Here is a 26,981-nt window from a genome sequence, read left to right as displayed (position 1 = left end):
ATGTAAAAAGTCCTCGACAAGCTCAGACTGACAACACTCAATGTCACCCTGAGCCTGTCGAAGGGTCTCATGATATGAAAAGCAATGATGAGCTGCTGAAATCGAAGATTCACGAACACAGCATTAAAAAAAGATTGGTGAGTAATCAAGTTCAGCATGACGAAACGCAATGTCACCCTATGTCTGTCTCAGCCAACCGTCATTCCGCACCTGATGCGGAATCTCATGATATAGAGAAAAATGTAAAAAGTCCTCGACAAGCTCAGACTGACAACACTCAATGTCACCCTGAGCCTGTCGAAGGGTCTCATGATATGAAAAGCAATGATGAGCTGCTGAAATCGAAGATTCACGAACACAGCATTAAAAAAAGATTGGTGAGTAATCAAGTTCAGCATGACGAAACGCAATGTCACCCTATGTCTGTCTCAGCCAACCGTCATTCCGCACCTGATGCGGAATCTCATGATATAGAGAAAAATGTAAAAAGTCCTCGACAAGCTCAGACTGACAACACTCAATGTCACCCTGAGCCTGTCGAAGGGTCTCATGATATGAAAAGCAATGATGAGCTGCTGAAATCGAAGATTCACGAACACAGCATTAAAAAAAGATTGGTGAGTAATCAAGTTCAGCATGACGAAACGCAATGTCACCCTATGTCTGTCTCAGCCAACCGTCATTCCGCACCTGATGCGGAATCTCATGATATAGAGAAAAATGTAAAAAGTCCTCGACAAGCTCAGACTGACAACACTCAATGTCACCCTGAGCCTGTCGAAGGGTCTCATGATATGAAAAGCAATGATGAGCTGCTGAAATCGAAGATTCACGAACACAGCATTAAAAAAAGATTGGTGAGTAATCAAGTTCAGCATGACGAAACGCAATGTCACCCTATGTCTGTCTCAGCCAACCGTCATTCCGCACCTGATGCGGAATCTCATGATATAGAGAAAAATGTAAAAAGTCCTCGACAAGCTCAGACTGACAACACTCAATGTCACCCTGAGCCTGTCGAAGGGTCTCATGATATGAAAAGCAATGATGAGCTGCTGAAATCGAAGATTCACGAACACAGCATTAAAAAAAGATTGGTGAGTAATCAAGTTCAGCATGACGAAACGCAATGTCACCCTATGTCTGTCTCAGCCAACCGTCATTCCGCACCTGATGCGGAATCTCATGATATAGAGAAAAATGTAAAAAGTCCTCGACAAGCTCAGACTGACAACACTCAATGTCACCCTGAGCCTGTCGAAGGGTCTCATGATATGAAAAGCAATGATGAGCTGCTGAAATCGAAGATTCACGAACACAGCATTAAAAAAAGATTGGTGAGTAATCAAGTTCAGCATGACGAAACGCAATGTCACCCTATGTCTGTCTCAGCCAACCGTCATTCCGCACCTGATGCGGAATCTCATGATATAGAGAAAAATGTAAAAAGTCCTCGACAAGCTCAGACTGACAACACTCAATGTCACCCTGAGCCTGTCGAAGGGTCTCATGATATGAAAAGCAATGATGAGCTGCTGAAATCGAAGATTCACGAACACAGCATTAAAAAAAGATTGGTGAGTAATCAAGTTCAGCATGACGAAACAAGAAAAATCCAACTCACTAAAATACCTTCAATTGACATCACCTCATTAAAAAATACAGTAAAAGCTATTTTTAAAATCCCTTTCATTATATATCAAATATACAAAGCCATGCAGTGGGCAGATCATATTCACCTGCGTTGCCCTGGTAATATAGGCTTGTTGGGATGTTTTGTGCAGGTATTATTTCCTAACAAACCCAAAACGGTAAAATATGCAGGCAATTGGGATCCCCAAAGCAAGCAACCCTATAGTTACAAACTGCAAAAATGGATGGTAAGCAATACTTTTTTAACCAGAAATTGCAAAGTATTGGTATATGGTGAATGGCCAAATCAAAGTAGCAATATCATGCCGTTTTTTACAGCGAGTTATTCACAAGATGAAATGGAAGAGGTTGAAATAGATGAAAAAGCAAAAAGTCTTCGACAAGCTCAGACTGACAATACTGAATGTCACCCTAAGCCTGAAGAACTTCATCCTCAGCTTGACTGGGGATCTCATGATGTGGAAGGAAATGATGAGATTGCCACGTCGCCAACCTGTCTTGAGTGGAGTCGAAAGCCTCCTCGCAATGACAGTAGTAAATGTCACCCTGAGCCTAAAGAACGTCATTCCGCACCTGATGCGGAATCTCATGATATAGAGAAGAATGAGAAAAGTCTTCGACAAGCTCAGACTGACAATACACAACGTCACCCTGAGCCTGTCGAAGGGTCTCAACCAACGAATCTAAAACTCATCTACGTAGGAGGTTTAACCCCCGGAAAGCAACCATTATTAAGCGTTCAGGTTGTTCACAAGTTAAAAAAGAAAGGCTATGCTGTACAATTAGATATGTATGGTGATGGTATTGAACGTACTAAAATAGCTGATTATATATTGGACAATGCCTTAGAAGATGTAGTAGTTTTACATGGAAATACTTCAAAAGAAATTGTAAAAGAAGCTTATCAAAAAGCACATTTTTTGGTGTTTGTATCAAAATCTGAAGGTTGGCCAAAAGTGGTGGCAGAAGCTATGTTTTGGGCTTGTGTTCCTATTACTAGTAGCGTGTCTTGTATACCATCTATGTTGGATTTTGGCAAACGAGGCAGTATTGTAAATGCCGATGCAAATGAAATTATTTCAGCAATCGAAACCTATTTACAAAATCCGTCTATCTATAAAGAGCAGGCACAAAAAGCAATGGATTGGTCTAGGCAATATACTTTAGAAAAGTTTGAAGAGGAGATAGGGAAGTTGTTATAAACGTCATTCCGCACTTGATGCGGAATCTTTCACAAAGGAGTTCAAAGTGCAATTGTATTCCAATGTAACAGATCTCGGATCAGGTCCGAGATGAAGGGAAGGAAGAAGCACACGTCATTCCCAGCTTGACTGGGAATCAGTATATTGTGTAGTTCAAAAGATGCTTTTTGTTCATTTCTTTACTCATCCATTTTTTATTGTATAATGAATTCGTGATGTGCTGCGCAATTGTCTGCCCAGGGCCGAGCGTTCAGAAAACAGTTGGTAACTGTTTTTAGCGATGGAGCTAGATGGCGCGTTGGACAACCAAAGAAGCCCTTGCGCACCCCGGCCTGATCGTTAAAATGTTTCTCAAACATTTTTTAACACTCCAGCCTTGTAGGAATTGCAAGCACCGTTTGCCAAACTCAGCGCTCCTTACAGTCACTGAATCTCTGAGCTTTGGCTGCACTATTCTTACAAAAAGAGTTCCTTCAAAAGTAAATTGTCGTTTTGAAAACTGTCCTATTTAATTTTTCGTTGCAAACAATTAAAAAATATAGCGCTGGATGGCGGGTTTTCCAAAGAGCGCAGCGGTCTGGAAATGGTGGGTAATATTTTTTAAGTAGGCTTGCAGAAAAATTAAATCAGACTAGATTTTTGGTTCTTTTCATCAATGGAAAAGAACAAGAAAGATAATTTTAGTACTTACAGCAACAGATCCCCACATACGCGAGAGATCGAAGATTCGACGGAGTCAATGACGGTTCAAAAGATACGTCATTCCCAGCTTGACTGGGAATCTGTAAATTAGGAATTCAAAATTTTAATATTGAAGTATGAAGGAAAGTTATATTTATATAGTAAGTAATAAAAATAGAACCCTATTGTATATTGGAGTTACTTCAAATTTGATAGAAAGAATCGAAAATCATAAAAAGGGAAATGGGTCTTCATTTACAAAAAAATATAATGTTAGTGATTTATTATATTATGAAGTTTTTACTGATATAAAAGAAGCTATATTAAGGGAGAAACAATTAAAAAAATGGAATAAAGAATGGAAATGGGATTTGATTAAATTAATGAATCCAAATTTATTAGATTTGTACGAAGATTTAAAATTATAACGTGTGTCATTCCCAGCTTGACTGGGAATCTTTAACAAAGGATTTAAAAATACAATTGTATTCCAATGTAACAGATCTCGGATCAGGTCCGAGATGACGGGAAGGAAGAAGCACACGTCATTCCGCACTTGATGCGGAATCTCATGATTTGAAATCGAACGTCATTCCCAGCCCTGTGCAGAGAGAAGTCGAAGTATTGACTGGGAATCTTTAACAAAGGATTTAAAATACAATTGTATTCCAATGTACAGATCTCGGATCAGGTCCGAGATGACGGGAAGGAAGAAGCACACGTCATTCCGCACTTGATGCGGAATCTCATGATTTGAAATCGAACGTCATTCCCAGCCCTGTGCAGAGAGAAGTCGAAGTATTGACTGGGAATCTTTAACAGAGGATTTAAAATACAATTGTATTCCAATGTAACAGATCTCGGATCAGGTCCGAGATGACGAAAAATTAAAATAAACATCATTCCGCACTTGATGCGGAATCTCAATCTTTAGAAAGAAAATATACTGAATGCTAAAATTAACAGACTTTCAATCAAGTTCGACATAACTAAATCCATGAACAACAACCTCAAAGTAATACAACTCATAGATTCTTTAAACCCGGGAGGTGCAGAGATGATGGCTGTAAACATAGCCAATGCTTTAGCGGCAGATGGTATAGCTTCCTATTTATGTGCAACAAGAAAAGAGGGCGATTTAAAAGCTAAAATAGCTTCAAATGTTGGTTATTTATACTTGAATAAAACAAAAATCATCGATTTTAAAGCAATCAAAAAGTTAAATCATTTTATTAGAAAACATAAAATCACAACAATCCACGCACATTCTTCATCTTATTTTATGGGCTTTTTAATGAAAATGCGCAATCCTAATACAAAACTGATTTGGCACGATCATTTTGGGATGAGTGAAAATTTACACCTCAGAAAAAAGTTTCCATTGGTGTTGATATCTCATTATTTTAGTGGGGTTATATGCGTAAATTCATTATTGTTAAATTGGAATAAAAAACAGTTGAAATCTAAGCAGATTGTATATTTACAAAATTTTGCAAACTTTGATACCAACCAAAAAGTAAAAACAATTTTAAAAGGTGTTGAAGGGAAGCGGTTGGTATGTTTGGCAAATTTACGACCTCAAAAAGACCATTTAAATTTATTAAAAGCTTTTTTGTTAGTCCACAAAAAATACAACGATTGTACTTTGCATTTGGTTGGAATGGATTTAGCCGATGCCTATGCAACTAAAATAAAAGACTTTATAAAGTCACAAAACTTACAGAATCATGTATTTTTGTACGGATCTTGTACAGATACAAATGCTATTTTAAAACAGGCTAATATAGGTGTTTTGGCATCTTTGTCTGAAGGTTTGCCCGTTTCATTGTTGGAATATGGGTTGGCAAAACTACCCGTGGTTGTAACAGATGTAGGTGAATGTAGCAAGGTGGTAGTGCATCAACAACATGGTTTGATAGTACCAAAAAGCAATGAAGTAGCCCTTTCAGAAGCATTGTTAATGTTGATTGAAAACAAAGAAAAGACTGCATTGTATGGTTTAGCACTCCAAAGCAATGTTGAAAAAAAATATGGATCCAAAGATTATATAAAACAACTAAGGTTAATCTATAACAATGAATTTTAAAAATGCCACGCAACATACTTTATTGGCCCTGTTTCATTTGGCATTGGGCGTCTTATTGTTGTCGGGTTTTATTAGCAAGGTATATTCGATTTTAATTGTTTTGATAGGTTTTAGAGCAATTGTCAAATCACAAAACGATAAAAATCAGGCCATTTACTGGGCTGCCTATATGGTAGGTGCAGAAGTGTTGTTTAGGATGTCGGGCGGGATGATATTCCATGAACTGCCAAAATATTCGGTATTTCTATTTTTGTTGACAGGTTTGTATGTGGAAAATAAAAGACACCATGTTTCTGTAAGTTATGTTTTTTATATGTTGTTGTTATTGATAGGGATTGCTTTTATAGATATTCCTTTTAATGAATCGATACGTAAGGCCATAGCTTTTAATTTAAGTGGCCCTATTTTATTGGGCTTATCAGCCATTTATTTTTACCATCGGAAATTGTCTATTGAAACGGTATTGAATATGCTATTTGTAATGGTCTTACCTGTTATTTCCATGCTAAGTTTGTTGTATTTTAAAACACCAGATTTAAAACAAATCGCTTTTGGTGGTTCTGCTAATTTTGTAGCTTCAGGTGGCTTTGGACCCAATCAGGTAGCGACCATTTTAGGTTTGGGTATTTTTATTATTGCAGTGCATCTTTTTTTTGAAAAACGGATTTTCCCTTTGTTTGTATTTGATGCCATTTTATTGATGTACCTTGTGTATAGAGGTTTAATTACATTTTCGCGCGGTGGTATTTTGACAGCAGTATTTGCTTTATTGGCATTTATGTTTTTTTATATGATGGCCAGAAGAGACAAATTGAAACAGTTTGTTAGATATGCAGGCTTTGTTGCATTGTTTGGAATTGTACTGATTGTTTATACTGCTGATGCTACAGGAGGTATGCTGATTAACAGGTATACCAATAAAAATGCACGGGGTATTGAAAAAGCAGATATAAGTACAGGTAGGATAGATCTTTTTAAAAGTGAACTGGATAATTTTTATGAAAATCCTTTTTTTGGTATTGGTGTTGGAGGTTCTAAATATGAAAGATTGGAGGAGGAAGGTATTGTTGCGGCTTCACACAATGAGGTAAGCAGGTTGTTGAGTGAACATGGGATGATTGGATTGGTGATACTTTTTATATTAATTGTAATTCCGGTAAAACATATTTTAACGCAGCCATATTTGGCAAGGGCATTTTTAAGTGCTTTTTTGTTGTTTTGGTTTTTAACCATCAACCACTCAGCAATGCGGATCGCTTTTCCAGCATTTATTTATGGCTTAAGCTTGATGCAAATTACCTTTTATGAACATGAGGAAGTAGAACAACTAGCAGATTGAAAAAAATAGTGTACATAGGGAACAATTTAAAAACAACCAATCCTACTACTTTGGTATTGATGTGTGATTTGTTAAAAAAAGCAGGTTTTAAAGTATGGGTATATTCCAGTAAAAAAAATATTTTTTTAAGGTTGATTTCCATGTGTTGGGGTGTTTTAAAAAACGACAATGCCAACTATATTTTGATAGATACCTACAGTACTTTTAATTTTTATTATGCTTTGGTGGTGTCACAAATTGCACGTCTTTTAGCAATTCCGTACATACCCATATTACACGGTGGTAATTTACCAAACAGGTTAAAAAAAACGCCCAAATTGGCAGCAATGGTTTTTAAAAATGCGGATGTCAATATAGCACCTTCAAAGTATTTGTTAAATGAGTTTCAGCAAAAAGGGTTTAAAACACAATTTATTCCCAATGCAATTCAAATAAACAATTATCCTTTTACAACAAGAGCAGTACTTCGGCCAAAATTATTGTGGGTACGAGCTTTTGATAAAATTTACAATCCGCAATTGGCGGTTTTGGTATTGGCAAAGTTAAAGTTGCGCTTTCCCAATGCGTGTTTGTGTATGATTGGTCCAGATAAAGATGGTTCTTTAGAGGATGTTAAAAAATTAGCAAAAGATTTAAATTTGGAAGATGCTTTAGTGTTTACAGGCTATTTGTCTAAAGAAAACTGGATTGCAAAGGCAGCAGAGTTTGATCTATTTATCAATACCACCAATATAGACAATACCCCAGTAAGTATTGTAGAAGCAATGGCATTGGGTTTGCCTGTGGTTTCAACCAATGTGGGAGGTATTCCTTATTTGATTGAAGATACTGTAAATGGTTTGTTGGTTGAAAAAGACGATGCAGATCAAATGGTAAAGCAGCTGATAAGTTTGTTGGAAGCACCAATAAAAGCCCTTGAAATGTCGCAAAATGCCAGAAAAATGGTTGAGAATTTTGATGTAGCAATAGTACAGCAACAATGGGAACAAATTTTGAAATAATGTTGGCAAAGTTGGTATTTAAAATAGGACAGCATTTTCGAAATCCTTCGCTAAAAGGATGGTATCTGTTTTTGAAAAAATCAGAAGGTTGGTCTATTGATCAACTAGAAGCTTACCAATTGCAGCAATTAAAGGATTTGTTAAATGCAGCTTATCAATATTCAGAATTTTACAAACATTTATTTGATGTACATGGAGTAGCTATCAATGAAATACAATCGCTTGATGCAATTAAAAAGCTACCCGTTATTTCAAAAAACGACTTGTTAATTCATAACAATAAGTTGCATACTCAAATCAATTTCGATAAAATTTTTAAGGCGAATACTTCTGGAAGTTCAGGAGCATCTTTGAAATTTAAACGGGAAGAAAGTGCGGATTCTTTTAATAGAGCCAGTATTTTTAGAGGGTATTCCTGGTACAATGTAAAACCTTGGGAAAGCAATGGCTACTTTTGGGGATTTAATTTTGACCGACTTTCAAAAGTAAATACCTACTTTTTAGACAGCCTTCAAAATAGATTTAGATTGTTTAGTTTTCAACAAAATGAGTTGAAAGTTTTTACAAAAAAAATGAAAAATACCACCTATGTTCACGGCTATTCTTCTATGATATACGGTTTGGCAAAGTTTGTAAATGCCAATAATTTACAAGGATTTCCTAAATTAAAAATGATTAAAGGGACTTCAGAAAAAATTTATGAAAGCTATCAACGCGAGGTAAAACAGGCTTTTGGGTTAAAAATGATCAGTGAATACGGTGCGGCAGAAACAGGTATTATTGCTTTTGAATGCAAACAAGGCAATATGCACATCAATATGGAAGGTGTGTTGGTTGAAGAAGAAAACAATGAAATTATAGTGACCAATTTACAAATGCGCTCTTTTCCCATTATCAGATACCGTTTGGGCGATTATATCAAATTAGCTTCCAAAGAAAAAAAATGTACTTGTGGTATGCAGCATCCAATTTTAGAAGAGGTAACAGGTAGGGTAGGTGTTGAGGTTTTTGGTATAAAACAGCGATATCCGAGTTTGTATTTTTACTATATTTTTAAAAATTTAGCAAAAAACGGATTGCCTTTAACATATCAGGTGCATCAAAAAGTAAAAGGACAGCTTATTTTTAAAGTTGAACAAGAACTAACAGCTAACAATTTAAAAATACTTCAACAGGAAATTGAAAAATATTTTAAAAATGATATGATTTATACTGTTGAAGAATTAGAAAGTGACGAATCAAAAAATAAGAAAACACAAAGTTTTATTTCAAACCTATCTTAAATGCAGCCATTGATTTCTATTATAACACCCAATTACAATTGCGAAAAATTTATTGAAGCTACCATACAAAGTGTGCGCAATCAATCGTATAGAAATTGGGAGTGGTATATTATTGATGATGGTTCTAAAGATAAATCGATTGAAATTATTGAATCTTACTGTAAATTAGATTCAAGGATTAAATTGTTTAAATCAGCCATCAATCAAGGCCCTGCTAAATGTAGAAATAAAGGAATTGAACTTGCAAAAGGCAATTTTATGACATTTATAGATTCAGATGATATTTGGTTACCAGAATTTTTGAAGACCTCCTTAAGTTTTGTTAAGAAATCTGAAGGGTTTGTTTTTGCTTCTTATCATCGTTATGATGAAAACTTACAGCCTAAATACCGCGATTTTATTGTTCCTTTAAAAGTTACTTATGCTGATATTTTAAAAACAAATTCGATAAGTTGTTTAACGGCATTTATAAATATTGAAAAACTGGGGAAATTGTATATGCCTAATGTGCGGTATAGACAAGATATGGGGTTGTGGTTGAGTTATTTAAAAAAAATACCATATGCAATTGGCAATCAAACCCCTTTGGCTATTTATCGAATTCGAGAAAACTCACATTCTAGAAATAAGTTAAACTTATTGAAACATCAATGGCAATTTTATAGAAAGGTAGAAAAATTATCGGTGTTTAAATCTGCTTATTACTTTGTTTTATGGATGATTTATGGTTTTATAAAATATGCCAATTAGTAAGTTTATTAACAATAACTGTTGCAAAACTTTACCTAAAATTGTTGTTGAAGTGTTAAAAAATACTATAAATTTGATTTTTTTAATCATTAGTTGTTAATATTAGATGAATGTCTAAAGATCAATTTCATTTTTCAATCTCTGAGCGTAAGGTGTATTTGCGCGCTTTAGATGTTGTTTTTATCATAACTGGACTTTCAATTTTTAGTTATGTTTTTGATTTTGAGTATTTTAATTTTAACAATCACTATTTGTTTATTTGGTTACTGGTTTTAGTTGTTTATTATTATTTTTTTGGAGAGGTATTTGAGTTATTCGATTTAAAAGTTGCCAGTGATCGATATTCAACTTTTAGAAGTTTGGTAATAACAGTTTTTTTTACAACTCTTTTTTATGTTTTTACGCCAAAAATATCACCCAATTTACCAGACAACAGATTGCAAATAGTTTATTTTTCTTTCACTATTTTTATGTCTGTTTTACTAAATAGGTTGATTTATATTCAATTTATTTTTGCGCCTATTTTTTTAAAAAACATACTGCTTATTGGAGATGCCAACAGTATTGATCAGGTACTTACCAAAGTTACATTTAACAAGGCAAATCATTTTGTGGGTTATGTATCTAACAATCAATTGACTAAATATCCTTTGCTTAATTATACTGCTATTGAAAATGTAAATATTGAAAGTTTGATAAAAGAAAAAGCCATCAATGAAATCTTGATTTGCTCGACAATCAACAATCAAAATGCAAAAAAATTGAATGCACAATTAATAGCCTCTTTTGAAAAAGGAGTAAGTATTAAAAGTGCAGATTTGTTTTTAGAAAATGAATTGTTTAAAATCTCTGAAAATCAATTGGTTGGTAATTTTTACAATTATTTTTATTTTAGTCAAAGCCATCAAAACAATTTATATCTGGCATTTCGTAGAATTATTGATATTATCTTGTCGGTATTTGGCATAACATTCTTGGTGGTATTTGTACCTTTTATTTTTTTACTGAATTTAATTGGGAATAGAGGTCCATTGTTTTATACCCAAAAGAGGGTTGGAAAACATGCTGTTGAATTTAAAATTATAAAATTTAGATCAATGGTTTCTAATGCAGAAAATAATGGAGCTGTTTGGGCTCAAAAGGGAGATGTTAGAATTACACCTTTTGGAAGAATTTTGAGAAAATCTAGATTGGATGAAGTACCTCAGTTTATAAATGTTTTTAAAGGTGAAATGAGTTTGATTGGTCCCCGCCCTGAACGCCCTGAATTTGTTTATAAGCTTGAGGAAGAAATACCTTATTATGGTTTAAGACACGTAGTTAAGCCAGGCTTAACTGGTTGGGCGCAGGTAATGCATCCATATGCTGGTACAGTTAAAGATCAGCAAGAAAAATTATGGTTTGATTTGTATTATATTAAAGAACGAAATTTAATGCTAGACTTTAAAATAGTGATTAAAACAATTAGTACTGTTTTATTTTTTAGAGGAACGTAAATTGGTCGAAAGTCTAAAGTTAGAAGTCTAAAGTCGAAAGTCGAAAGTCAGAAGCATAAAAACAACCAACAATATTATGAAAATTTATCACAATCCACGTTGTAGTAAGAGCAGACAAGGTTTAGAAATATTAAACAATTCAGGACTTGATTTTGAAGTTGTTAATTACCTAGAAAATCCTGTTTCTGAAAAGGAATTAAAAGAAATTGTAAAATTATTGGCCATTGCACCCATAGATTTGGTACGAAAAAATGAAGCTATTTGGAAAGAAAATTTCAAAGGTAAGGACTTAAGCAACGATGAAATTATTAAAGCGATGGTTGCAAATCCTAAATTGATAGAACGACCAATAGTTGTAAATAATAACAAAGCAGTTGTAGGTAGACCTCCAGAATTGATTGAAACAATTTTGTAATCTTACAAAAAGAATCTGTTACTGAATACTAGTTTTTTAAGTTAAAACTTAGAACTTTCAGCTTTCGACTTTCAACTTTCAAGCTTGACTGGAAATCTGTTGGTTGTAAGCTTCTGGATACTGTTACTGAATACTGGCTATTGGCTTTGGACTTTATTTGCTATTAGCTTTAGGCTTTTGTATTGATAATACCCCCGTCCTATGGGATTTTTCGTTATAAAATATCAAATTCTTTAGCGTTGGGCGTAGCAGCGTCCAAAGAGCGCAGCGGTCTGGGCGTGATGGATAAAAGGATTTTATAATTTTATAGAAAAATAACATCAGACTAGATTTTTTTGGTTCTCCTGAGCGCAGTCGAAGGATCATCAATGGAACTGCGAAGCACATCACGAACACATAAAAAACAATAAAAAAAAGTGAGTAAAAAAAGAACAAGAAAGATAATTGTAAATATAAAATTGTAGTTCATCCAAATAATGGCTTCGACTACGCTCAGCCACCAAAAGCAAGATGTTGAATACCCACTTAAAACTCAATAATTAAAACTTAATTCAATTTATCATTTGTCATTCCGACGAAGGAGGAACCACACCCAATGCTCAATTTTATGTGATTTCTCATTGCAATCGAAATGACAAAACATGCTTTTTAGTACTTACAGCAACAGATCCCCGCATACGCGAGGATGACGGTTTGGTTGGTTAATAATGAAAAATGAATGATTATTACAAGATACTGAATACTTTAATTATTGCCATTTTGTTTCAAAATACACCTCCCTGCCCTTCTCAAGGAGGGATTTAATACGTCATTTTCAGCCCTTTGCTAAGCTAATTCGAAGTATTGACTGGAAATCAGTTTGTCCTTAGGTTCAAATCCATTCCCCTCTTGAGAGGGGCTAGGGGAGTGTTTTGTTTAGTTCAAAGATACTTTTTTAGTTCTTACAGCAACAGATTCCCGCATACGCGAGAAATCGAAGATTCGACGGAGTCAATGACGGTTTGGTTGGTTAATAATTAATAATGAAAAGTTAATAATGAAAAATGAATGATTAATTAATACCGACCTAAAACCTAAAACTTAGAACTGCTACTGAAAACTGCTACTGAATACTAACTTTTGACTTAAAACTTATAACTTTCAACTACTAAATCTGAGGTGTTTTTTGTTTTTTATCAAAATTGATACTTTTACTTTGTTTGTCTTGGTTGAATCTATAAGTAAAAGAAAGTACCACGGTTTGAAACTGTTGACTCTTAATTCTGTTAGAAGTATAGTTGGTTTCGTACCAGGTTTTGTTTCTTACCTTCGAATTAAAAATATCATCAACAGCCAAACTTAAGGAAGCATTGTTGTTAAATAAATCTTTGTTGATTGATGCAGTTGCATAGGTATTTCCAATCCGGTTAGAAAATGCAGATGTTAAGGCCAAAGAGTTGATGATATTAAATTGAAAATCAAAAACTTTAGGGATTTTGACTTTGCTTAATAAGTTAAAATTGCCACTTAAATCGGAGTTTGAAAAATCTTTTTCAATAATTTCATTAGCATCGTTGGTGTATTTATAAATTCCGGTGTCTATTATTTCATAAACATTGGCACTTCCCGAAAAATCCAGCCATTTTGTGACGTCTAAATTAGCGGTTAAAGATAAACCATACATATCAATAGCTCCAACATTTATAAATGTGGTTACAATTTTAGGGATCCCAATAACACTGTTTTCGTTTGTTTCAAATGAAATTGGTTGAATGATATTTTCGTAATTATTCCAATACAACGAACTTATTAATGTTAATTTGTTACCATAATAGTTATATGAAAAATTGCTCGAATTGATGTCTACAGGTTGTAAATTGATATTTCCAATATAAGAGGTAGTTTCACTTATTTTTATCTCAAATGGTCGCAATTCATTGTAGCCAGGACGTTGAATTGTACGAGAATAACTCAGACTTAAACTATTTGAATCGTTTAAATTGTATTCAGCATAAATAGCGGGAAATAAATCGTTGAAAGTATTTTTTTGTTCCGTATTTAAATTGTTAAAATTGGTATTTAGTGCTGTAAACTCTGCACGTAAACCTACGCCAAGGTAAAATGAATTCCACGACTTTTCATATTCTAAAAATACCCCGTGAATATAATCGGTATAAGTAATTTTTTCATCAATTTGCGCTTTTGTTTGTATAAAAGGCGTTTTTCCAAAAGTACCTAAATAGCCAATTTCCATTCCTGAAGTTTCACTAAAAGGATGTTTGTATTTAAAACTAAATTCAAGATTTTCTAAAGTGTTTTCTTCCGTATAGGTTTCATCTTTAAAAGAAGGGTTTGAATTTGAGAAATCATATAAAAAATGTTCGTTGTCGTTAGAATAAGTGATGTATGTTGAGATTTCTTGACCTTCTTTGTTAAAATGTTTTTTAAAATCTAGCGTATATTCAAAAATTTCATCTTTAAATCCGGTATCGTTTAAACCAATATTTTCAGAAATAAAGTTATTTGAAGCGTCGTAAAATTTAGAATTGGTGTTTGTTAGTTGCTTTCTGTTGATGTTGTCGTATTTAGCAGTTGCAGTTAATGTACTTTTGTGCGATAAATAAAATTCTGCACCAACAATGGCCATATAATCGTTTGACGGACTATTAACTTCGCTGTTTTCGTCTAAAAAACCTGTTGTAATATTGTTGTTATAATATTCATTTTTAATGGCAATTAAATTGTTTTTAGCACTGTGCGCATAACTTAAAGTACTAAAAATATTGATGCTTTTAGATTTGTAATTCATATTAAACAGTCCGCCATAAATATCTTTATAACCTCCTGATCCGGTTATTGAACTGTTTAAACCGTGGTTTTTACCCTTTTTTAAGATGATATTTATAATTCCGGTTGCAGAAGCTCTATAGCTTGCACCTGGGTTTGAAATTACTTCAATTTTATCAATTGATCCTGCAGGAAGTGATTTTAAGGCATCAGCTTTTGAAAGCGAAGATATTTTACCGTCAATTAAAACAGTTACATTGCCTTGTCCGCGTATAGTTAATTCACCATCGGCACCTTCAGAAACTGAGGGTATATTGTTTAAAATTTGTGTTGCTGAAACGCCATTTGCCGAAAAATCTTTAGAAACATTGTACACCTGCTTGTTTTGGGTAATTTTAAATGCTTCAACTTTTCCGTTAATCAAAATTTCATCTAAAGATTCGGTGTCGTTTTCAAGTTCAATATTGCCAATATTGATGCTTTTATTGTTAACGGTGATGGCTACTATTTTGGAAATATAGGAAACAAAATCAATGGCTAAATTGTAGGTGCCATTTTTAACTTCAATGGAAAAATTTCCCCGTTGGTTTGTAATTTCCCCAGCAATATTTTTTGTTGAATCGATACTTTTAAAAATGACCGTAGCATATTCTAAGGGCGCTTTTGTGGTAGCATCTATGATTTTTCCAGAAATCGTATAAGTGGGGGTTGTACTATTTTGGGCAAAAAACGAAATGGGCAAAATTGTTAATAATAAAATGAGTTTTCTCATATTAAAAACAAAATTTAGACTCTCTGTGTAATTGTTTAACTTATATTTTGACTATTTTAAAGAACGAAAATATGTAAAATATTGTTAATTGACAACTATTTGTTTGAAATAATCTACCGTTTGTTGTTTTTGCGGGTATTTTGAATTAATAATTTAATTGAAATGCTTTTAAATCTTCAATTAACTGTTGATGGTTTTGAAAGTGTATGCCATTTATTTTTAATGCTTTTGAAGCTAAAATATTGTCCTTATTATCGTCTATAAAAATTGATTTTTCAGGTGTAATAGCAAATCGATTTAAAAGGATGTTGTAAATTTGAGGATATGGTTTTCTTGTTTTTTCGATTCCTGAAACAACCACACCATCAAAGTCGTTAAAAAATGGAAATAATTGAACTGCAATATCCCATTTTTCGGCACTCCAATTGGTAAGGGCATATATTTTATAATTTCCTGAAGCTTTTAATTGTTTAAACAATTGTAGATTTTCTTCAATTGCACCAGAAAGCATATCAGTCCATTCACCATAAAAAAGTTTGATATAGTGTTCGTACTCAGGAAATTCTGCTATTTTAACAGCATTGCCTTTTGCAATTGTTCTGCCCGCATCTTGCTCCATATTCCAATCGGGTGTACACACATTTTTTAAAAACCATTGTACTTTTTCTTCATCGCCGTTAAAAGCCTTTCTATAAACATATTCAGGTTTCCAGTCTACCAAAACGCCTCCTAAGTCAAAAATAATGGTGTCAATTTGTTGTTTCATTACAGTTGGTTTTTATCTTCTTTTTGTCCTTGTTGCATTAAATAAGCCTTTAAAAATCCGTCAATTTCTCCGTCCATAACAGCGTCTACATTGCCAGTTTCAAAAGCGGTTCTAACATCTTTCACCAATTTATACGGGTGCATAACGTAGTTTCTAATTTGAGAACCAAAATCAATTTTCATTTTACCTGCTTCAATATCACTTCTGGCTTCCATTTGACTTTTTAACTCAATTTCGTAGAGTTGGGATTTTAGCATTTGCATAGCCCGGTCTCTGTTTTCGTGTTGCGAACGTGTTTCAGAACAGGCAATTTGGATTCCTGTAGGTTTGTGTGTTAGTTGAACTTTGGTTTCAACTTTGTTCACATTTTGTCCACCAGCACCACTTGATCGTGAAGTTATAATTTCTACATCAGCCGGATTTATATTGATTTCGATGCTGTCATCAACCAATGGATACACGTAAACAGAAGCAAAAGAAGTGTGTCTTTTAGCATTGCTATCGAACGGAGAAATACGCACCAATCGGTGTACGCCATTTTCGCCTTTTAAATAGCCAAAAGCAAATTCGCCTTCTATTTCAATGGTAACTGTTTTAATACCAGCTACATCACCAGCCTGAAAGTTCAGTTCTTTTACTTTAAAACCTTGTTTTTGACTCCACATTAAATACATACGCATCAGCATTTCTGCCCAATCGCAACTTTCTGTACCACCAGCACCAGCTGTAATTTGAAGTACAGCACTTAAATTGTCGCCTTCTTCAGAAAGCATATTTCTAAATTCAAGATTTTCAACCAAAAGAATCGTGTTGTTGTATGCTTTTTCTACTTCTTCTTCGGAAGCTTCGCCTTCAGCAAAAAAATCTAAAAGTATGCTTGTTTCTTCAAAATTTGAAGCAATAAGATTGTAATCATCGACCCATTTTTTTTTGGATCTCAATTCTTTCATAAATAATTCAGCTTCTCTCGGATTGTTCCAAAAATCTGGATTGACCGTTTTTTCTTCTTCATTAGAAATTTCAATCAACTTTCTATCAATATCAAGATAAGTTTTTAAGTGCGCTATACGCGATTGTAATTTTAATATGTGCTCGTTTGAAATCATTTATTTTTTTAAGTGGTACAAAAATAACTTTTCATTTTAATATTTACTAAATTAATTCAGTTTCATTCATTTTAATCCTTGTAATTTACTAGAGGATTTAGTCTCTTTTTACCTGAAATAATTTATCTTAGCTTGTTTAAAAATAATTTGAATATTACAATGAAAATAAACTTAATAAGTGATACCGTTACCAAACCAACTAAGGGAATGTTAAAAGCAATGATGGCCGCTGAAGTGGGGGATGATGTTTTTAAAGGAGATCCAACGGTTAACATTTTACAGGCTAAAATGGCAGAAATGTTTGGGATGGAAGATGCTTTGTTTTTTCCTTCGGGAACAATGGCAAATCAAACAGCAATAAAATTACACACACACCACGGCGATAAAATGTATTGCGATAAATGGGCGCATGTGCATAATTTTGAAGGTGGTGGAGCAGCATCAAATTCGGGTGTGACATCGCATTTGATTGATGGTGAACGAGGGATGTTTACAGCCAGCCAATTACAAGAAGCGCTTGCGGGCGGTAGATCAGATATACATTCGCCATATTCCAGATTGGTTGCTGTTGAAAATACAACCAATAAAGGCGGTGGTGCTTGTTGGAGTTTTAGTGAATTGGTACGAATTCAAAAAGTTTGTGAAGAAAAAAACTTGGCATATCATTTAGATGGAGCGCGTTTATTCAATGCAATGGTTGCGAAAAACGAAACGCCAGAACAATACGGTAAAGTATTTGACACCATTTCAATTTGTTTGTCTAAAGGTTTGGGAGCGCCTGTTGGTTCTGTGCTTTTGGGCACAAAAGAACATATTGAAAAAGCCTTGCGTATTAGAAAATTATTTGGTGGTGCTATGAGGCAAGTGGGGTATTTGGCGGCTGCAGGAATTTATGCATTGGACCATCATGTAGAGCGATTGGTAATAGACCATACCAGAGCAAAAATAATTGGTAAAGCTTTGAAAAACTGTGAATTTGTTAAGCATGTAGAACCTATAGAAACCAACATTGTTATTTTTAATGTGTCTGATAATATTAGTCACGATGCTTTTATAAATAGGTTAAATGATGCTGGTATTGGTTTAATTTCTATGGGGCAAGGAAGATTGCGCATGGTAACACATTTGGATTTTACAGAAGAAATGTTAGAGTCTGTGGTGCATACTTTGGAGCATATATAATTTAGTGTGTAATTTTCACAATGTTGTTCCGACTGATATCTTAAATATCAGATAAAATGAAAAATAAAATTATTTTAACAGTTGTATTGTTGTTTTCGGTAATGTTGAATGCACAATCAATTCAAACTAAAAAATCAAAAAAAGCAACAACTATGGAAACAGCAATTTTTGCAAATGGATGTTTTTGGTGTACTGAAGCTATTTTTCAACAATTAAAAGGTGTTGAAAAAGTAACTTCGGGTTATACAGGAGGTACTATAAAAAATCCGACTTATAAAGAAATTTGTACAGGAACAACAGGTCATGCAGAGGCTATTCAAATTGTATTTGACCCTTTGGTAATTAGTTATCAAGAACTTTTAGAGGTGTTTTTTGCTACGCACGACCCAACAACTTTAAACAGGCAAGGTTATGACAAGGGTACGCAATATAGATCTGCTATTTTTTACAATTCGCCATTGCAAAAAGAAATTGCAATTGCATTTATAAAAGCATTGACTGATGCAAAAGTTTTTAATAGTCCAATAGTTACAGAAGTTACTGCGTTGGATATTTTTTATAAGGCCGAAGATTACCATCAAAATTATTACAATAATAACAAAACGCAAGGTTATTGTGTGGCAGTAATCAACCCAAAATTAGACAAGTTTTTAAAGCAATACAGTGCTAAAATAAAGAAATAGCAATTGTATTCGTTATTTTTGTTGAAAATAAATTGTAAATGCATAAAAAATACAAATTACTATTGCTAAGTATTTTATTTGATGCTATTGGAATGCTGTCTTTTGTAATTCCGGGTATTGGTGAATTTTCTGACGTTATTTGGGCGCCCGTTTCTGTGTTTTTTATGACAAAAATGTTCAAAGGAACTTTAGGAAAAGTAAGTGCTGGTATTTCGTTTTTAGAAGAAATAGGGATTTTTGGAACCGATATTTTACCAACTTTTACGCTTACTTGGGTCTATAAGTATTTGATAAAAAAAGAGATTGATATTTAGTTGTCTTTAAATAAAAACTTAAACCCCATTCTGGATAAGGTTTTTCTGGAAAATTTCTTAAAAAACTGATATTGACCAAAGCAAAAACCTACCAAGGGTAAAGTAAACTGGTAAATAATAAATATCAAACCAATTCTAACTGGCCAAAATAGCCAAGGGTTGGTGGTTTCCTTTGCCAAACCAATAAACTCGGTCAAAGGTTTAGCAATCCAGGCAGCAAAAGAACCATTGATTGAAAAAGTAAGAATGATAAATATTACTTGAATGTTAGAGGTTAAGCCCCAACGTTGTTTTAGTTTTTCCATATTAAATAAAATCAGGGCAAAAATACTTTTTTATTTTAAATAGGAAATTTTTAATTAAAAAAAGGTCAAGTTTTACAACCTGACCTTCGTTTAATAATTCATTTTTAATAGATTAGCTTCCAAAAATTCCACCTAATAGTCCGCCAATTCCACCTTTTTTATTTCCAGTTGCCATTCCCATTACATCGTCAATAATACTTCCATCACCATTGGCATCTAATAATTTGGTCACTAAATTTTGATCGTTTTTAGCGCCACTTCCCAATAAATTGCCTAATAATCCTTCAATTCCACCCGTATCATTTACGTTTTGTTCACGACTTTGTTTTCCTAAATAAGCCATAACTACAGGAGCTGCCATTTGTAATAATTTCATTACAGTAGCAGTATCCATACCACTTTTTGCACCAACAGCTTGGGCAACATTTTGTTGTTTACCACCAAAAACGTGGCCTAAAATTCCAGCGCCGTCACTTAAGGTGTCGCTGTTTCCTAATAAATCACCTAAATTATCTAGCAAACTTCCGTTGTGTTTTCCAGATAAGGCGTTTAACAATCCGTCTGCTCCTTGTGGAGTAGCTGCATTGTTTTTCATACCACCTAAAATTAAAGGTAGTGCTGTTTGAAGCGCAGCAGCTGTTTGGTTTTCTTTTTGTCCTAGTTGTTGACTCGCGCTGCTAATAAGTGTTTTCCCTAAATCACTGTTTAATAAATCTAATAATCCCGCCATTTGTTTTTTTAATTTTTTTAAAAGTAATCATATTTATAAAATAAGCAAAAAAGAGAGTCGTTTTATTGAGTTTTAAAAAATATTTTACAAAAAAGAGCCTTGTTTTATAAGGTATTTTTTATCTTTCGACTTAATTTTTAAATGAAAAATATGAAGAAAATAGCACTGCACTGGCAAATTTTAATGGGAATGGTAATTGGAGTGTTATTTGGGTTGTTAATGACGCAATTTGAAGGAGGAAACGATATTATTAAAGATTGGGTTAAACCTTTTGGAACTATTTTTATCAATGCTTTAAAATTAATTGCTGTACCATTGATTTTGGCTTCATTAATTAAAGGTGTATCAGATTTAAAGGATATTTCAAAATTATCAAAAATGGGAGGTAAAACCATTGGTTTGTACATTGCAACTACCATAATTGCAGTTTCCATAGGTTTGTTACTTGTAAATATTGTAAAACCCGGAGCATCTATAACAGAAGAAACACGCCAAGATTTGGTTTTAAATTATAGTGGAGATGCCATAAAATATGCTGATGAAGCTGCTAAACAAAAAGATTCGGGGCCCTTACAGGCTTTGGTAGATATTGTTCCAGATAATATTATTGGTGCTGCTGCTGAAAATAAAAATATGTTGCAAGTTATTTTCTTCGCTATTTTTTTTGGTATAGGATTGATATTAATTCCAAATAAAAAGGCAAAACCTGTAAAAAAATTCTTCGATGGTTTTAATGAAGTTATTTTAAAAATGATTGATTTGATAATGCTTGCTGCTCCTTTTGGGGTGTTTGCATTGTTGGCAGCTTTGGTGGTTGAATCTCCAAGTGTAGATTTATTTAAAGCTTTGGCTTGGTATGCCTTAACAGTTGTTATAGGTTTGCTTTTAATGATGGCTTTTTATATTTTAATGGTATGGTTATTTACAAAAAAGAGCCCTTCATTTTATTTAAAAGGAATTTCTCCAGCCCAACTATTGGCATTTTCAACAAGTAGTAGTGCAGCAACTTTACCTGTAACTATGGAGCGTGTAACAGAACATTTGGGTGTTGATGAGGAGGTGAGTAGTTTTGTTTTGCCAATTGGTGCAACCATTAATATGGACGGAACCAGTTTGTATCAGGCTGTAGCAGCTGTATTTATTGCTCAGGCATTTGGAATGGATTTGTCGTTGGGAGTACAATTGGGAATTATTGTAACAGCTACCTTGGCAAGTATAGGATCGGCAGCAGTACCAGGTGCAGGTATGGTTATGTTGGTAATTGTGTTGGGTCAGGCAGGAATTCCTGAAGCTGGTTTGGCATTGATTTTTGCAATTGACCGCCCTTTAGATATGTGCAGAACGGCTGTAAATGTTACGGGTGATGCGGCAGTTTCTATGATAGTTGGTAAATCTTTGGGTAAACTTCACGAGCCAAAGGTAAAAGATTGGGACGATAATTATCCTAATTAATTTATTGTAAAAATCTATCGATTAATTCGGGTGTTGGAATTGCACAGGTGTTGCTTTTACCAAACCATTTGTATCTGTGTTTTGCAATAAAATTGTATACAAAATCACGTAAAAATTTAGGAACAATTATAAAACCATAAATTAGGTTGTAAAAAAGGTCTAACTGTTTAAAAATTAACAATACAGCAGTAGACTTGTCGTAATATTTTCCTTTGTTTATAAAAATAATTGTATTGAGTGTTATTTTTTTTGAAGGGAATTGTAACAAAATTTCTTTTGCTGCGTCTGATTGAAGTGAGGCAAATAGAAAAGTCTTTTTTTTATCGTGTTTGATAATAAAATTAACCGATGAGTTGCATAAATTACAAACACCATCAAAAATAACAATTGATTTGTCTTTAAAATTGTTCACAATGCAAAGTTAGGTATCTTTTAACATAATATTAATAAAACTCTCTTTAGCAATTTATAAATTAGTTTAAAACAACCAAACATATGATAAAGATTGAAAATCTACAAAAATCATACCCTATTGGGAAAGATTCATTACACGTTTTAAAAGGTCTAAATTTACACATTAAAGAAGGTGAGTTTGTTGCTATTATGGGATCTTCTGGTTCAGGAAAATCAACATTGTTAAACATTGTTGGTTTGTTAGATAGTCACGATTCGGGTACGTATCATCTTAACGGACAGTTGATTGAAAATTTAGATGAGAAGAAAGCAGCTGTTTTAAGAAATAAATTCTTAGGATTTATATTTCAATCATTCAACCTTATAACATATAAAACTGCAGTTGAAAATGTTGCTTTGCCTTTGTATTATCAGGGTATGGGTAGGGCTGAACGTCAAAAAATTGCTTTAAAATATTTAGAGAAAGTTGGTTTAAAAGACAGAGCAAATCACTTGCCAAATGAACTTTCGGGTGGTGAAAAACAAAGAGTTGCAGTAGCCAGAGCTTTGGCAACACAGCCTAAAGTTGTTTTAGCCGATGAACCTACTGGCGCTTTAGATTCTACCACATCAAATTCTGTAATGGAATTGCTAAAAGATATCAATAGAGAAGGTATGACGGTTTTTGTAATTACGCACGAAGAAGATATTGCTGAGCAAACAGATAGAATTGTGCGTTTAAAAGATGGTGTAATTATTAGCGACGAGAAGGTTAACAAAAATGTAAACGCATAACTTATGTTCGATTTAGATCGTTGGCAAGAAATTTTTCAAACCATCAGTAAAAACAAATTAAGAACAGCTTTGTCTGGTTTTACCATAGCATTTGCTATTTTGTTATTTACTTTGTTATTTGGTGTGGGTAATGGCTTAAAACACACTTTTGAAAAACAGTTTGCAGGTGATTCTCAAAATTCTATCTACGTTTTTTCAGGTACAACTACCAAGCCTTATAAAGGTTTGCAAAGTGGTAGACAAATTCAATTTAGAAATGACGATTCTAAATTTATAAATGAAAAGTTTGATGATAAGATTCAATATTTCAGTCCGGCTATTCAACGTAATAATATGCAAACCATTTACAAAGGAGAGCAAAATCGCTATACCGTAAGAGCTGTTTATCCAGATTATCAGCCTTTAGAATCTGCTGTAATTCAAGACGGTCGGTTTTTAAGTTATTTGGATATTGAAAAAAAGGCAAAGGTTGTTGCAATTGGTCGGTTGGTTGAAGAAGATTTATTTGGAAGCTTAAGTGCTGTTGGAAAAAACATCAATATTGAAGGAATTTCATACAAAGTTGTAGGTGTTTTTAACGATCCGGGTGGAGACAATGATGAGCGTTTTATTTACACTCCTTTTACAACTTTTCAAGGAATGTATAAGCCAAATGATGAAATTGACAGATTTGGAATGACATTTAATCCCACTTTAACAGTAGATGAAGCTTTGGCGTTTAGTAATTTATTAACCAAAGTGCTAAAAGAAAAGCACAATGTAGATCCAAGAGATCAGGGGGCAATAAGGGTAAGAAATTATGCCGAAGGTACTAAAAATGTACAGGGTTTTATGATGGTTTTAAACATCATTATTTTATTTATAGGTATAGGAACCTTGGTTGCCGGTATTATAGGTATTAGCAATATTATGGTTTACATTGTTAAAGAGCGTACCAAAGAATTAGGAATTAGAAAAGCATTGGGTGCTACACCAAAATCTATTGTGGGAATGATTATGATGGAATCTATTTTTATTACGGCACTAGCGGGTTATTCGGGTTTACTAATTGGTATTTTTACCCTAAAAGCAATTGGAAGTAGTTTAGAAAAGTATTTTATTTTAAATCCAAGTGTAGAAACGTATGTAGTTGTTGGAGCAACTATTGTACTTGTAATTGCTGGTACAATTGCAGGTTATGTGCCTGCTAAAAGAGCAGCGAGTATTAAACCAATTGTAGCATTAAACGACCAATAGTTATGTTTAAATTTATATTTGATAAAGATACCTGGCAAGAAATATACAGCAGTATTCAAAAGAATAAAGTGCGTACAGGAATTACCATTATTGGTGTTATGTGGGGTATTTTTTTATTGGTTGTTTTATTGGGTGCCGCGCGTGGTATGGAAAATAATTTCAATAAATTATTTGGAAACTTTGCAACAAATAGTGTATTTGTTTGGGCGCAACAAACCAGCAAGCCTTTTAAAGGATTTCAAGAAGGAAAAGGTTTAACCTTAAAAGTATCTGACCTAGAAAACATTCGAAATGAAATTAAAGGGCTCGAATTTGTAGTGCCTCGTCATCAAACACAGGCAATGGCGACAAATAATTTCAAATCTGGAACATTCGGGATTTTTGGCGATTATCCTGAATTGGATAAAGTTCAGAAAAAAGATTTGGTATACGGTAGGTTTATCAATGATAACGATATCAAAGAAAAGAAAAAAGTGTGTGTTATAGAAGAAGAAATTTACAAACAACTTTTTGATGAGGGTGAATATCCTATTGGGACTTATATAAAAATAAACGATATCAATTACGATATTGTGGGTATGTACAAGCAAGGTCAAATAGGTACTGGTGGTCCGCAAGGTAGTATTCACATTCCGTTTACAACTTTTCAGCAAGTGTACAATCGTGGAGATAGCATTGGTTGGATGATGATCACGGGTAAACCCGAATTTGACATTGTTCAAATTGAAGCTGATGTAAAATTATTGCTTAGAAATTTACACAATGTACATCCAAAAGATGAGCGTGCATTTGGAAGTTTTAATTTAGGAAAAGAGTTTGCAAAATTTACAGGATTTTTAACAGGAATGCAGTTTTTAACTTGGTTTGTAGGTATTGCAACCCTTATTGCAGGTGTATTTGCCATTGGAAATATATTGTTAATTACGGTAAAAGAGCGCACAAAAGAGATTGGAATACGAAGAGCATTGGGAGCAAAACCTTGGGAAATTAAACGACAAATTATTTTAGAATCGGTTTTTTTAACAAGTATTGCAGGTGCTTTGGGAATTATATTTGGAGGTTTTGTTTTGATGATAATTGATGCAACAGCAGGTAGTGGTCCAGAAGCCATTTTAAACAATCCAACGGTTGACATTCCTGTAATTGTAACAGCAACAATAACATTGGTCGTTTTAGGTACTTTAATTGGTATGATACCAGCACAAACAGCAGTAAGTATTCGTCCAATTGAAGCATTAAGAGAAGAGTAAAATAATTGACAATGAATAATTAAAAATGAACAATTGACAATTGATAATGAACAATTAATAATTAAAAATGAATAATGAACAATTGATAATTAACAATTCGTAATTAATTATTTTCATTTTATAAATAAAGAATACGAGTCCTTTTTTGGGGGATTTAGGGGATAACATTTAATAAGTAAACAATTAACTGATGAAAAAAACAATAATTTTTGGATCAATAGCAGTAGCGTTAATCGCTGTTTTAGTCTGGTTTGGAATGAAAAACAGTAAAAATCCAATAGAGTATGAAACTGAAATACCTTTTAAAACCAACATTGTTAGAAAAACAGTTGCTACAGGTAAAGTGGTTCCGCTTGAAGAAGCTGAAATAAAACCTAAAGTATCAGGAATTATTGAAGAAATATTTGTTGAAGAGGGTGCAAAAGTAAAAGTAGGTGATTTGATTGCAACAATTAGGGTAGTGCCAAATGTTCAGTCGTTAAACAGTGCACAAGGAAGTGTTAAAACAGCTCAATTGAGATTTGAAAATACAAAAACCTTGTACGAGCGCAATAAAACATTGTTTGAAAAAGGAGTTATTTCTCGTCAGGAATTTGAAACTGCTGAATTGAATTTTGAAAGTGCCAAACAAGATTTAAACAATTCTCAAAATAACCTTGAAATCATTAAAAAGGGGTCAGCATCTGGTATGGGAAAAACAGCCAATACTTTTGTAAAAGCAGAAATTTCTGGAACTATTTTAGAAATACCTGTTCGCAAAGGTACACAGGTTATTGAAAGTAATACTTTTAATGCGGGTACTACTATTGCAACTATTGCCGATATGACTAAAATGATTTTTGAAGGAAAAGTGGATGAAGCAGAAGTTGGTAAAATAAAAGATGGTACAGTGTTGGAAGTCTCTTTAGGTGCGATTGAAAAGAAAAAATATCCTGCAAAATTAAATTTTATTGCTCCAAAAGGGACAGAAGAAAATGGGGCTGTGCAATTTAAAATTAAAGGAGATGTTACTTTAGATGATGAATTTTATGTACGTGCAGGCTACAGTGCAAATGCCGATATTGTTTTAGAACAAAAAGATAGTGTTTTAGCAATCAAAGAAGCTTTATTGCAATTTGATAAAAAAACAGAAACACCTTATGTTGAAGTTGAAACAGGGGATCAGGTTTTTGAAAAAAGAGATGTTGAATTGGGGATTTCAGACGGAATTAATGTTGAAATTATTTCGGGGGTAACTATTGAAGATAAAATTAAAATTTGGAATAAAACTTCTAAAAAAGAAGGTGAAGAGGAAGAAGATAATTAATGAATGATTTTTATGGCCT

The 26,981-nt window shown here is 33.5% G+C and carries 23 protein-coding genes; 17 read left to right on the top strand and 6 right to left on the bottom strand.

Annotated features, from left to right (window positions below; genetic code table 11):
* From EC396_RS18315 to arsC, 9 genes are all read left to right on the top strand, one after another.
* On the top strand, positions 1–2,855 hold a 2,855-nt coding region (locus EC396_RS18315), incomplete at its 5' end, for a glycosyltransferase family 4 protein (protein ID WP_164975339.1).
* An 818-nt stretch (positions 2,856–3,673) separates the two neighbouring features.
* The gene (locus tag EC396_RS16820) at positions 3,674–3,964 is read left to right on the top strand and encodes a GIY-YIG nuclease family protein (protein ID WP_129368019.1); all 291 of its coding nucleotides are present in this window, start codon (positions 3,674–3,676) and stop codon (positions 3,962–3,964) included.
* Between the two features lie 569 nt (positions 3,965–4,533).
* On the top strand, positions 4,534–5,622 hold the full coding sequence (locus tag EC396_RS16815) for a glycosyltransferase (RefSeq protein WP_129368018.1): 1,089 nt from the start codon (positions 4,534–4,536) through the stop codon (positions 5,620–5,622).
* On the top strand, positions 5,612–6,961 hold the full coding sequence (locus tag EC396_RS16810; protein WP_129368017.1) for an O-antigen ligase: 1,350 nt from the start codon (positions 5,612–5,614) through the stop codon (positions 6,959–6,961). Before EC396_RS16815 ends, EC396_RS16810 begins: the two co-directional genes overlap by 11 nt.
* Positions 6,958–7,962, top strand: coding sequence for a glycosyltransferase family 4 protein (locus EC396_RS16805; RefSeq protein ID WP_240665766.1), 1,005 nt, complete (start codon positions 6,958–6,960; stop codon positions 7,960–7,962). Before EC396_RS16810 ends, EC396_RS16805 begins: the two co-directional genes overlap by 4 nt.
* The gene (locus tag EC396_RS16800) at positions 7,941–9,245 is read left to right on the top strand and encodes a phenylacetate--CoA ligase family protein (RefSeq protein WP_240665764.1); all 1,305 of its coding nucleotides are present in this window, start codon (positions 7,941–7,943) and stop codon (positions 9,243–9,245) included. Before EC396_RS16805 ends, EC396_RS16800 begins: the two co-directional genes overlap by 22 nt.
* Complete coding sequence (locus EC396_RS16795) at positions 9,246–9,995, top strand: glycosyltransferase family 2 protein (RefSeq protein ID WP_129368016.1); 750 nt, start codon at positions 9,246–9,248, stop codon at positions 9,993–9,995. It abuts the gene before it with no gap.
* Between the two features lie 110 nt (positions 9,996–10,105).
* On the top strand, positions 10,106–11,491 hold the full coding sequence (locus EC396_RS16790; protein WP_129368015.1) for an exopolysaccharide biosynthesis polyprenyl glycosylphosphotransferase: 1,386 nt from the start codon (positions 10,106–10,108) through the stop codon (positions 11,489–11,491).
* Between the two features lie 73 nt (positions 11,492–11,564).
* On the top strand, positions 11,565–11,906 hold the full coding sequence (arsC, locus tag EC396_RS16785) for an arsenate reductase (glutaredoxin) (RefSeq protein WP_129368014.1): 342 nt from the start codon (positions 11,565–11,567) through the stop codon (positions 11,904–11,906).
* A gap of 1,147 nt (positions 11,907–13,053) precedes the next feature.
* Here arsC and EC396_RS16780 read toward each other — a convergent pair.
* From EC396_RS16780 to prfB, 3 genes are all read right to left on the bottom strand, one after another.
* Positions 13,054–15,444: a TonB-dependent receptor domain-containing protein gene (locus EC396_RS16780; protein WP_129368013.1), complete on the bottom strand. Its 2,391-nt coding sequence runs from the start codon at positions 15,442–15,444 to the stop codon at positions 13,054–13,056.
* Between the two features lie 145 nt (positions 15,445–15,589).
* The gene (locus EC396_RS16775) at positions 15,590–16,210 is read right to left on the bottom strand and encodes an HAD family phosphatase (RefSeq protein WP_129368012.1); all 621 of its coding nucleotides are present in this window, start codon (positions 16,208–16,210) and stop codon (positions 15,590–15,592) included.
* Positions 16,210–17,316, bottom strand: coding sequence for a peptide chain release factor 2 (prfB, locus tag EC396_RS16770; RefSeq protein ID WP_129368011.1), 1,107 nt, complete (start codon positions 17,314–17,316; stop codon positions 16,210–16,212). The genes EC396_RS16775 and prfB overlap by 1 nt, the downstream gene beginning before the upstream one ends.
* Before the next feature lie 159 nt (positions 17,317–17,475).
* Between prfB and EC396_RS16765 the strand changes: the two genes are divergently transcribed.
* The 3 genes from EC396_RS16765 to EC396_RS16755 are packed head-to-tail and all read left to right on the top strand — an operon-like array spanning position 17,476 to position 19,495.
* Positions 17,476–18,498: a low specificity L-threonine aldolase gene (locus EC396_RS16765; protein WP_129368010.1), complete on the top strand. Its 1,023-nt coding sequence runs from the start codon at positions 17,476–17,478 to the stop codon at positions 18,496–18,498.
* Between the two features lie 56 nt (positions 18,499–18,554).
* On the top strand, positions 18,555–19,181 hold the full coding sequence (gene msrA / locus EC396_RS16760; RefSeq protein WP_129368009.1) for a peptide-methionine (S)-S-oxide reductase MsrA: 627 nt from the start codon (positions 18,555–18,557) through the stop codon (positions 19,179–19,181).
* A 38-nt stretch (positions 19,182–19,219) separates the two neighbouring features.
* Complete coding sequence (locus EC396_RS16755) at positions 19,220–19,495, top strand: hypothetical protein (protein WP_129368008.1); 276 nt, start codon at positions 19,220–19,222, stop codon at positions 19,493–19,495.
* On the opposite strand, the gene EC396_RS16750 is transcribed toward EC396_RS16755, so the two are convergent.
* Both EC396_RS16750 and EC396_RS16745 read right to left on the bottom strand, forming a co-directional pair.
* A complete protein-coding gene (locus EC396_RS16750) occupies positions 19,492–19,800 on the bottom strand; it encodes a DUF6787 family protein (RefSeq protein WP_129368007.1) in 309 nt (102 codons plus the stop codon). The two genes, EC396_RS16755 and EC396_RS16750, sit on opposite strands and share 4 nt — an antisense overlap.
* 112 nt (positions 19,801–19,912) lie before the next feature.
* Positions 19,913–20,530 carry a DUF937 domain-containing protein gene (locus EC396_RS16745; protein ID WP_129368006.1) on the bottom strand — a complete coding sequence of 206 codons (618 nt, stop codon included), beginning with the start codon at positions 20,528–20,530 and terminating at the stop codon, positions 19,913–19,915.
* A gap of 150 nt (positions 20,531–20,680) precedes the next feature.
* Between EC396_RS16745 and EC396_RS16740 the strand changes: the two genes are divergently transcribed.
* The gene (locus tag EC396_RS16740; RefSeq protein ID WP_129368005.1) at positions 20,681–21,982 is read left to right on the top strand and encodes a dicarboxylate/amino acid:cation symporter; all 1,302 of its coding nucleotides are present in this window, start codon (positions 20,681–20,683) and stop codon (positions 21,980–21,982) included.
* 1 nt (position 21,983) lies between these two features.
* Here EC396_RS16740 and EC396_RS16735 read toward each other — a convergent pair whose 3' ends face one another.
* Positions 21,984–22,394 (bottom strand): thiol-disulfide oxidoreductase DCC family protein, encoded by a 411-nt coding sequence (locus EC396_RS16735; RefSeq protein WP_240665762.1) that lies wholly within the window; start codon positions 22,392–22,394, stop codon positions 21,984–21,986.
* A gap of 83 nt (positions 22,395–22,477) precedes the next feature.
* On the opposite strand from EC396_RS16735, the gene EC396_RS16730 reads away from it, so the two are divergent.
* From EC396_RS16730 to EC396_RS16715, 4 genes are all read left to right on the top strand, one after another.
* Positions 22,478–23,170 (top strand): ABC transporter ATP-binding protein, encoded by a 693-nt coding sequence (locus tag EC396_RS16730; protein WP_129368003.1) that lies wholly within the window; start codon positions 22,478–22,480, stop codon positions 23,168–23,170.
* 3 nt (positions 23,171–23,173) lie between these two features.
* Positions 23,174–24,406, top strand: a complete 1,233-nt coding sequence (locus EC396_RS16725; RefSeq protein WP_129368002.1) for an ABC transporter permease — start codon at positions 23,174–23,176, stop codon at positions 24,404–24,406.
* A gap of 2 nt (positions 24,407–24,408) precedes the next feature.
* Complete coding sequence (locus EC396_RS16720; RefSeq protein WP_129368001.1) at positions 24,409–25,656, top strand: ABC transporter permease; 1,248 nt, start codon at positions 24,409–24,411, stop codon at positions 25,654–25,656.
* A gap of 190 nt (positions 25,657–25,846) precedes the next feature.
* Entirely contained in the window at positions 25,847–26,962 is a 1,116-nt protein-coding gene (locus EC396_RS16715) for an efflux RND transporter periplasmic adaptor subunit (protein WP_129368000.1), read from the top strand.
* Positions 26,963–26,981: the final 19 nt, after the last annotated feature.

Source organism: Lutibacter sp. HS1-25 (genome assembly GCF_004121075.1).
Classification (GTDB): Bacteria; Bacteroidota; Bacteroidia; order Flavobacteriales; family Flavobacteriaceae; genus Lutibacter.
This window is presented reverse-complemented; position numbering and strand designations above follow the sequence as displayed.

Bases quoted from the DNA above. Each gene is read 5' to 3' on its own strand.
- EC396_RS16820 (WP_129368019.1), top strand. From the start codon at position 3,674: ATGAAGGAAAGTTATATTTATATAGTAAGTAATAAAAATAGAACCCTA.
- EC396_RS16815 (WP_129368018.1), top strand. From the start codon at position 4,534: ATGAACAACAACCTCAAAGTAATACAACTCATAGATTCTTTAAACCCG.
- EC396_RS16810 (WP_129368017.1), top strand. From the start codon at position 5,612: ATGAATTTTAAAAATGCCACGCAACATACTTTATTGGCCCTGTTTCAT.
- EC396_RS16800 (WP_240665764.1), top strand. From the start codon at position 7,941: ATGGGAACAAATTTTGAAATAATGTTGGCAAAGTTGGTATTTAAAATA.
- EC396_RS16795 (WP_129368016.1), top strand. From the start codon at position 9,246: ATGCAGCCATTGATTTCTATTATAACACCCAATTACAATTGCGAAAAA.
- EC396_RS16790 (WP_129368015.1), top strand. From the start codon at position 10,106: ATGTCTAAAGATCAATTTCATTTTTCAATCTCTGAGCGTAAGGTGTAT.
- EC396_RS16780 (WP_129368013.1), bottom strand. From the start codon at position 15,444: ATGAGAAAACTCATTTTATTATTAACAATTTTGCCCATTTCGTTTTTT.
- EC396_RS16775 (WP_129368012.1), bottom strand. From the start codon at position 16,210: ATGAAACAACAAATTGACACCATTATTTTTGACTTAGGAGGCGTTTTG.
- prfB (WP_129368011.1), bottom strand. From the start codon at position 17,316: ATGATTTCAAACGAGCACATATTAAAATTACAATCGCGTATAGCGCAC.
- EC396_RS16765 (WP_129368010.1), top strand. From the start codon at position 17,476: ATGAAAATAAACTTAATAAGTGATACCGTTACCAAACCAACTAAGGGA.
- msrA (WP_129368009.1), top strand. From the start codon at position 18,555: ATGAAAAATAAAATTATTTTAACAGTTGTATTGTTGTTTTCGGTAATG.
- EC396_RS16755 (WP_129368008.1), top strand. From the start codon at position 19,220: ATGCATAAAAAATACAAATTACTATTGCTAAGTATTTTATTTGATGCT.
- EC396_RS16750 (WP_129368007.1), bottom strand. From the start codon at position 19,800: ATGGAAAAACTAAAACAACGTTGGGGCTTAACCTCTAACATTCAAGTA.
- EC396_RS16745 (WP_129368006.1), bottom strand. From the start codon at position 20,530: ATGGCGGGATTATTAGATTTATTAAACAGTGATTTAGGGAAAACACTT.
- EC396_RS16740 (WP_129368005.1), top strand. From the start codon at position 20,681: ATGAAGAAAATAGCACTGCACTGGCAAATTTTAATGGGAATGGTAATT.
- EC396_RS16730 (WP_129368003.1), top strand. From the start codon at position 22,478: ATGATAAAGATTGAAAATCTACAAAAATCATACCCTATTGGGAAAGAT.
- EC396_RS16725 (WP_129368002.1), top strand. From the start codon at position 23,174: ATGTTCGATTTAGATCGTTGGCAAGAAATTTTTCAAACCATCAGTAAA.
- EC396_RS16720 (WP_129368001.1), top strand. From the start codon at position 24,409: ATGTTTAAATTTATATTTGATAAAGATACCTGGCAAGAAATATACAGC.
- EC396_RS16715 (WP_129368000.1), top strand. From the start codon at position 25,847: ATGAAAAAAACAATAATTTTTGGATCAATAGCAGTAGCGTTAATCGCT.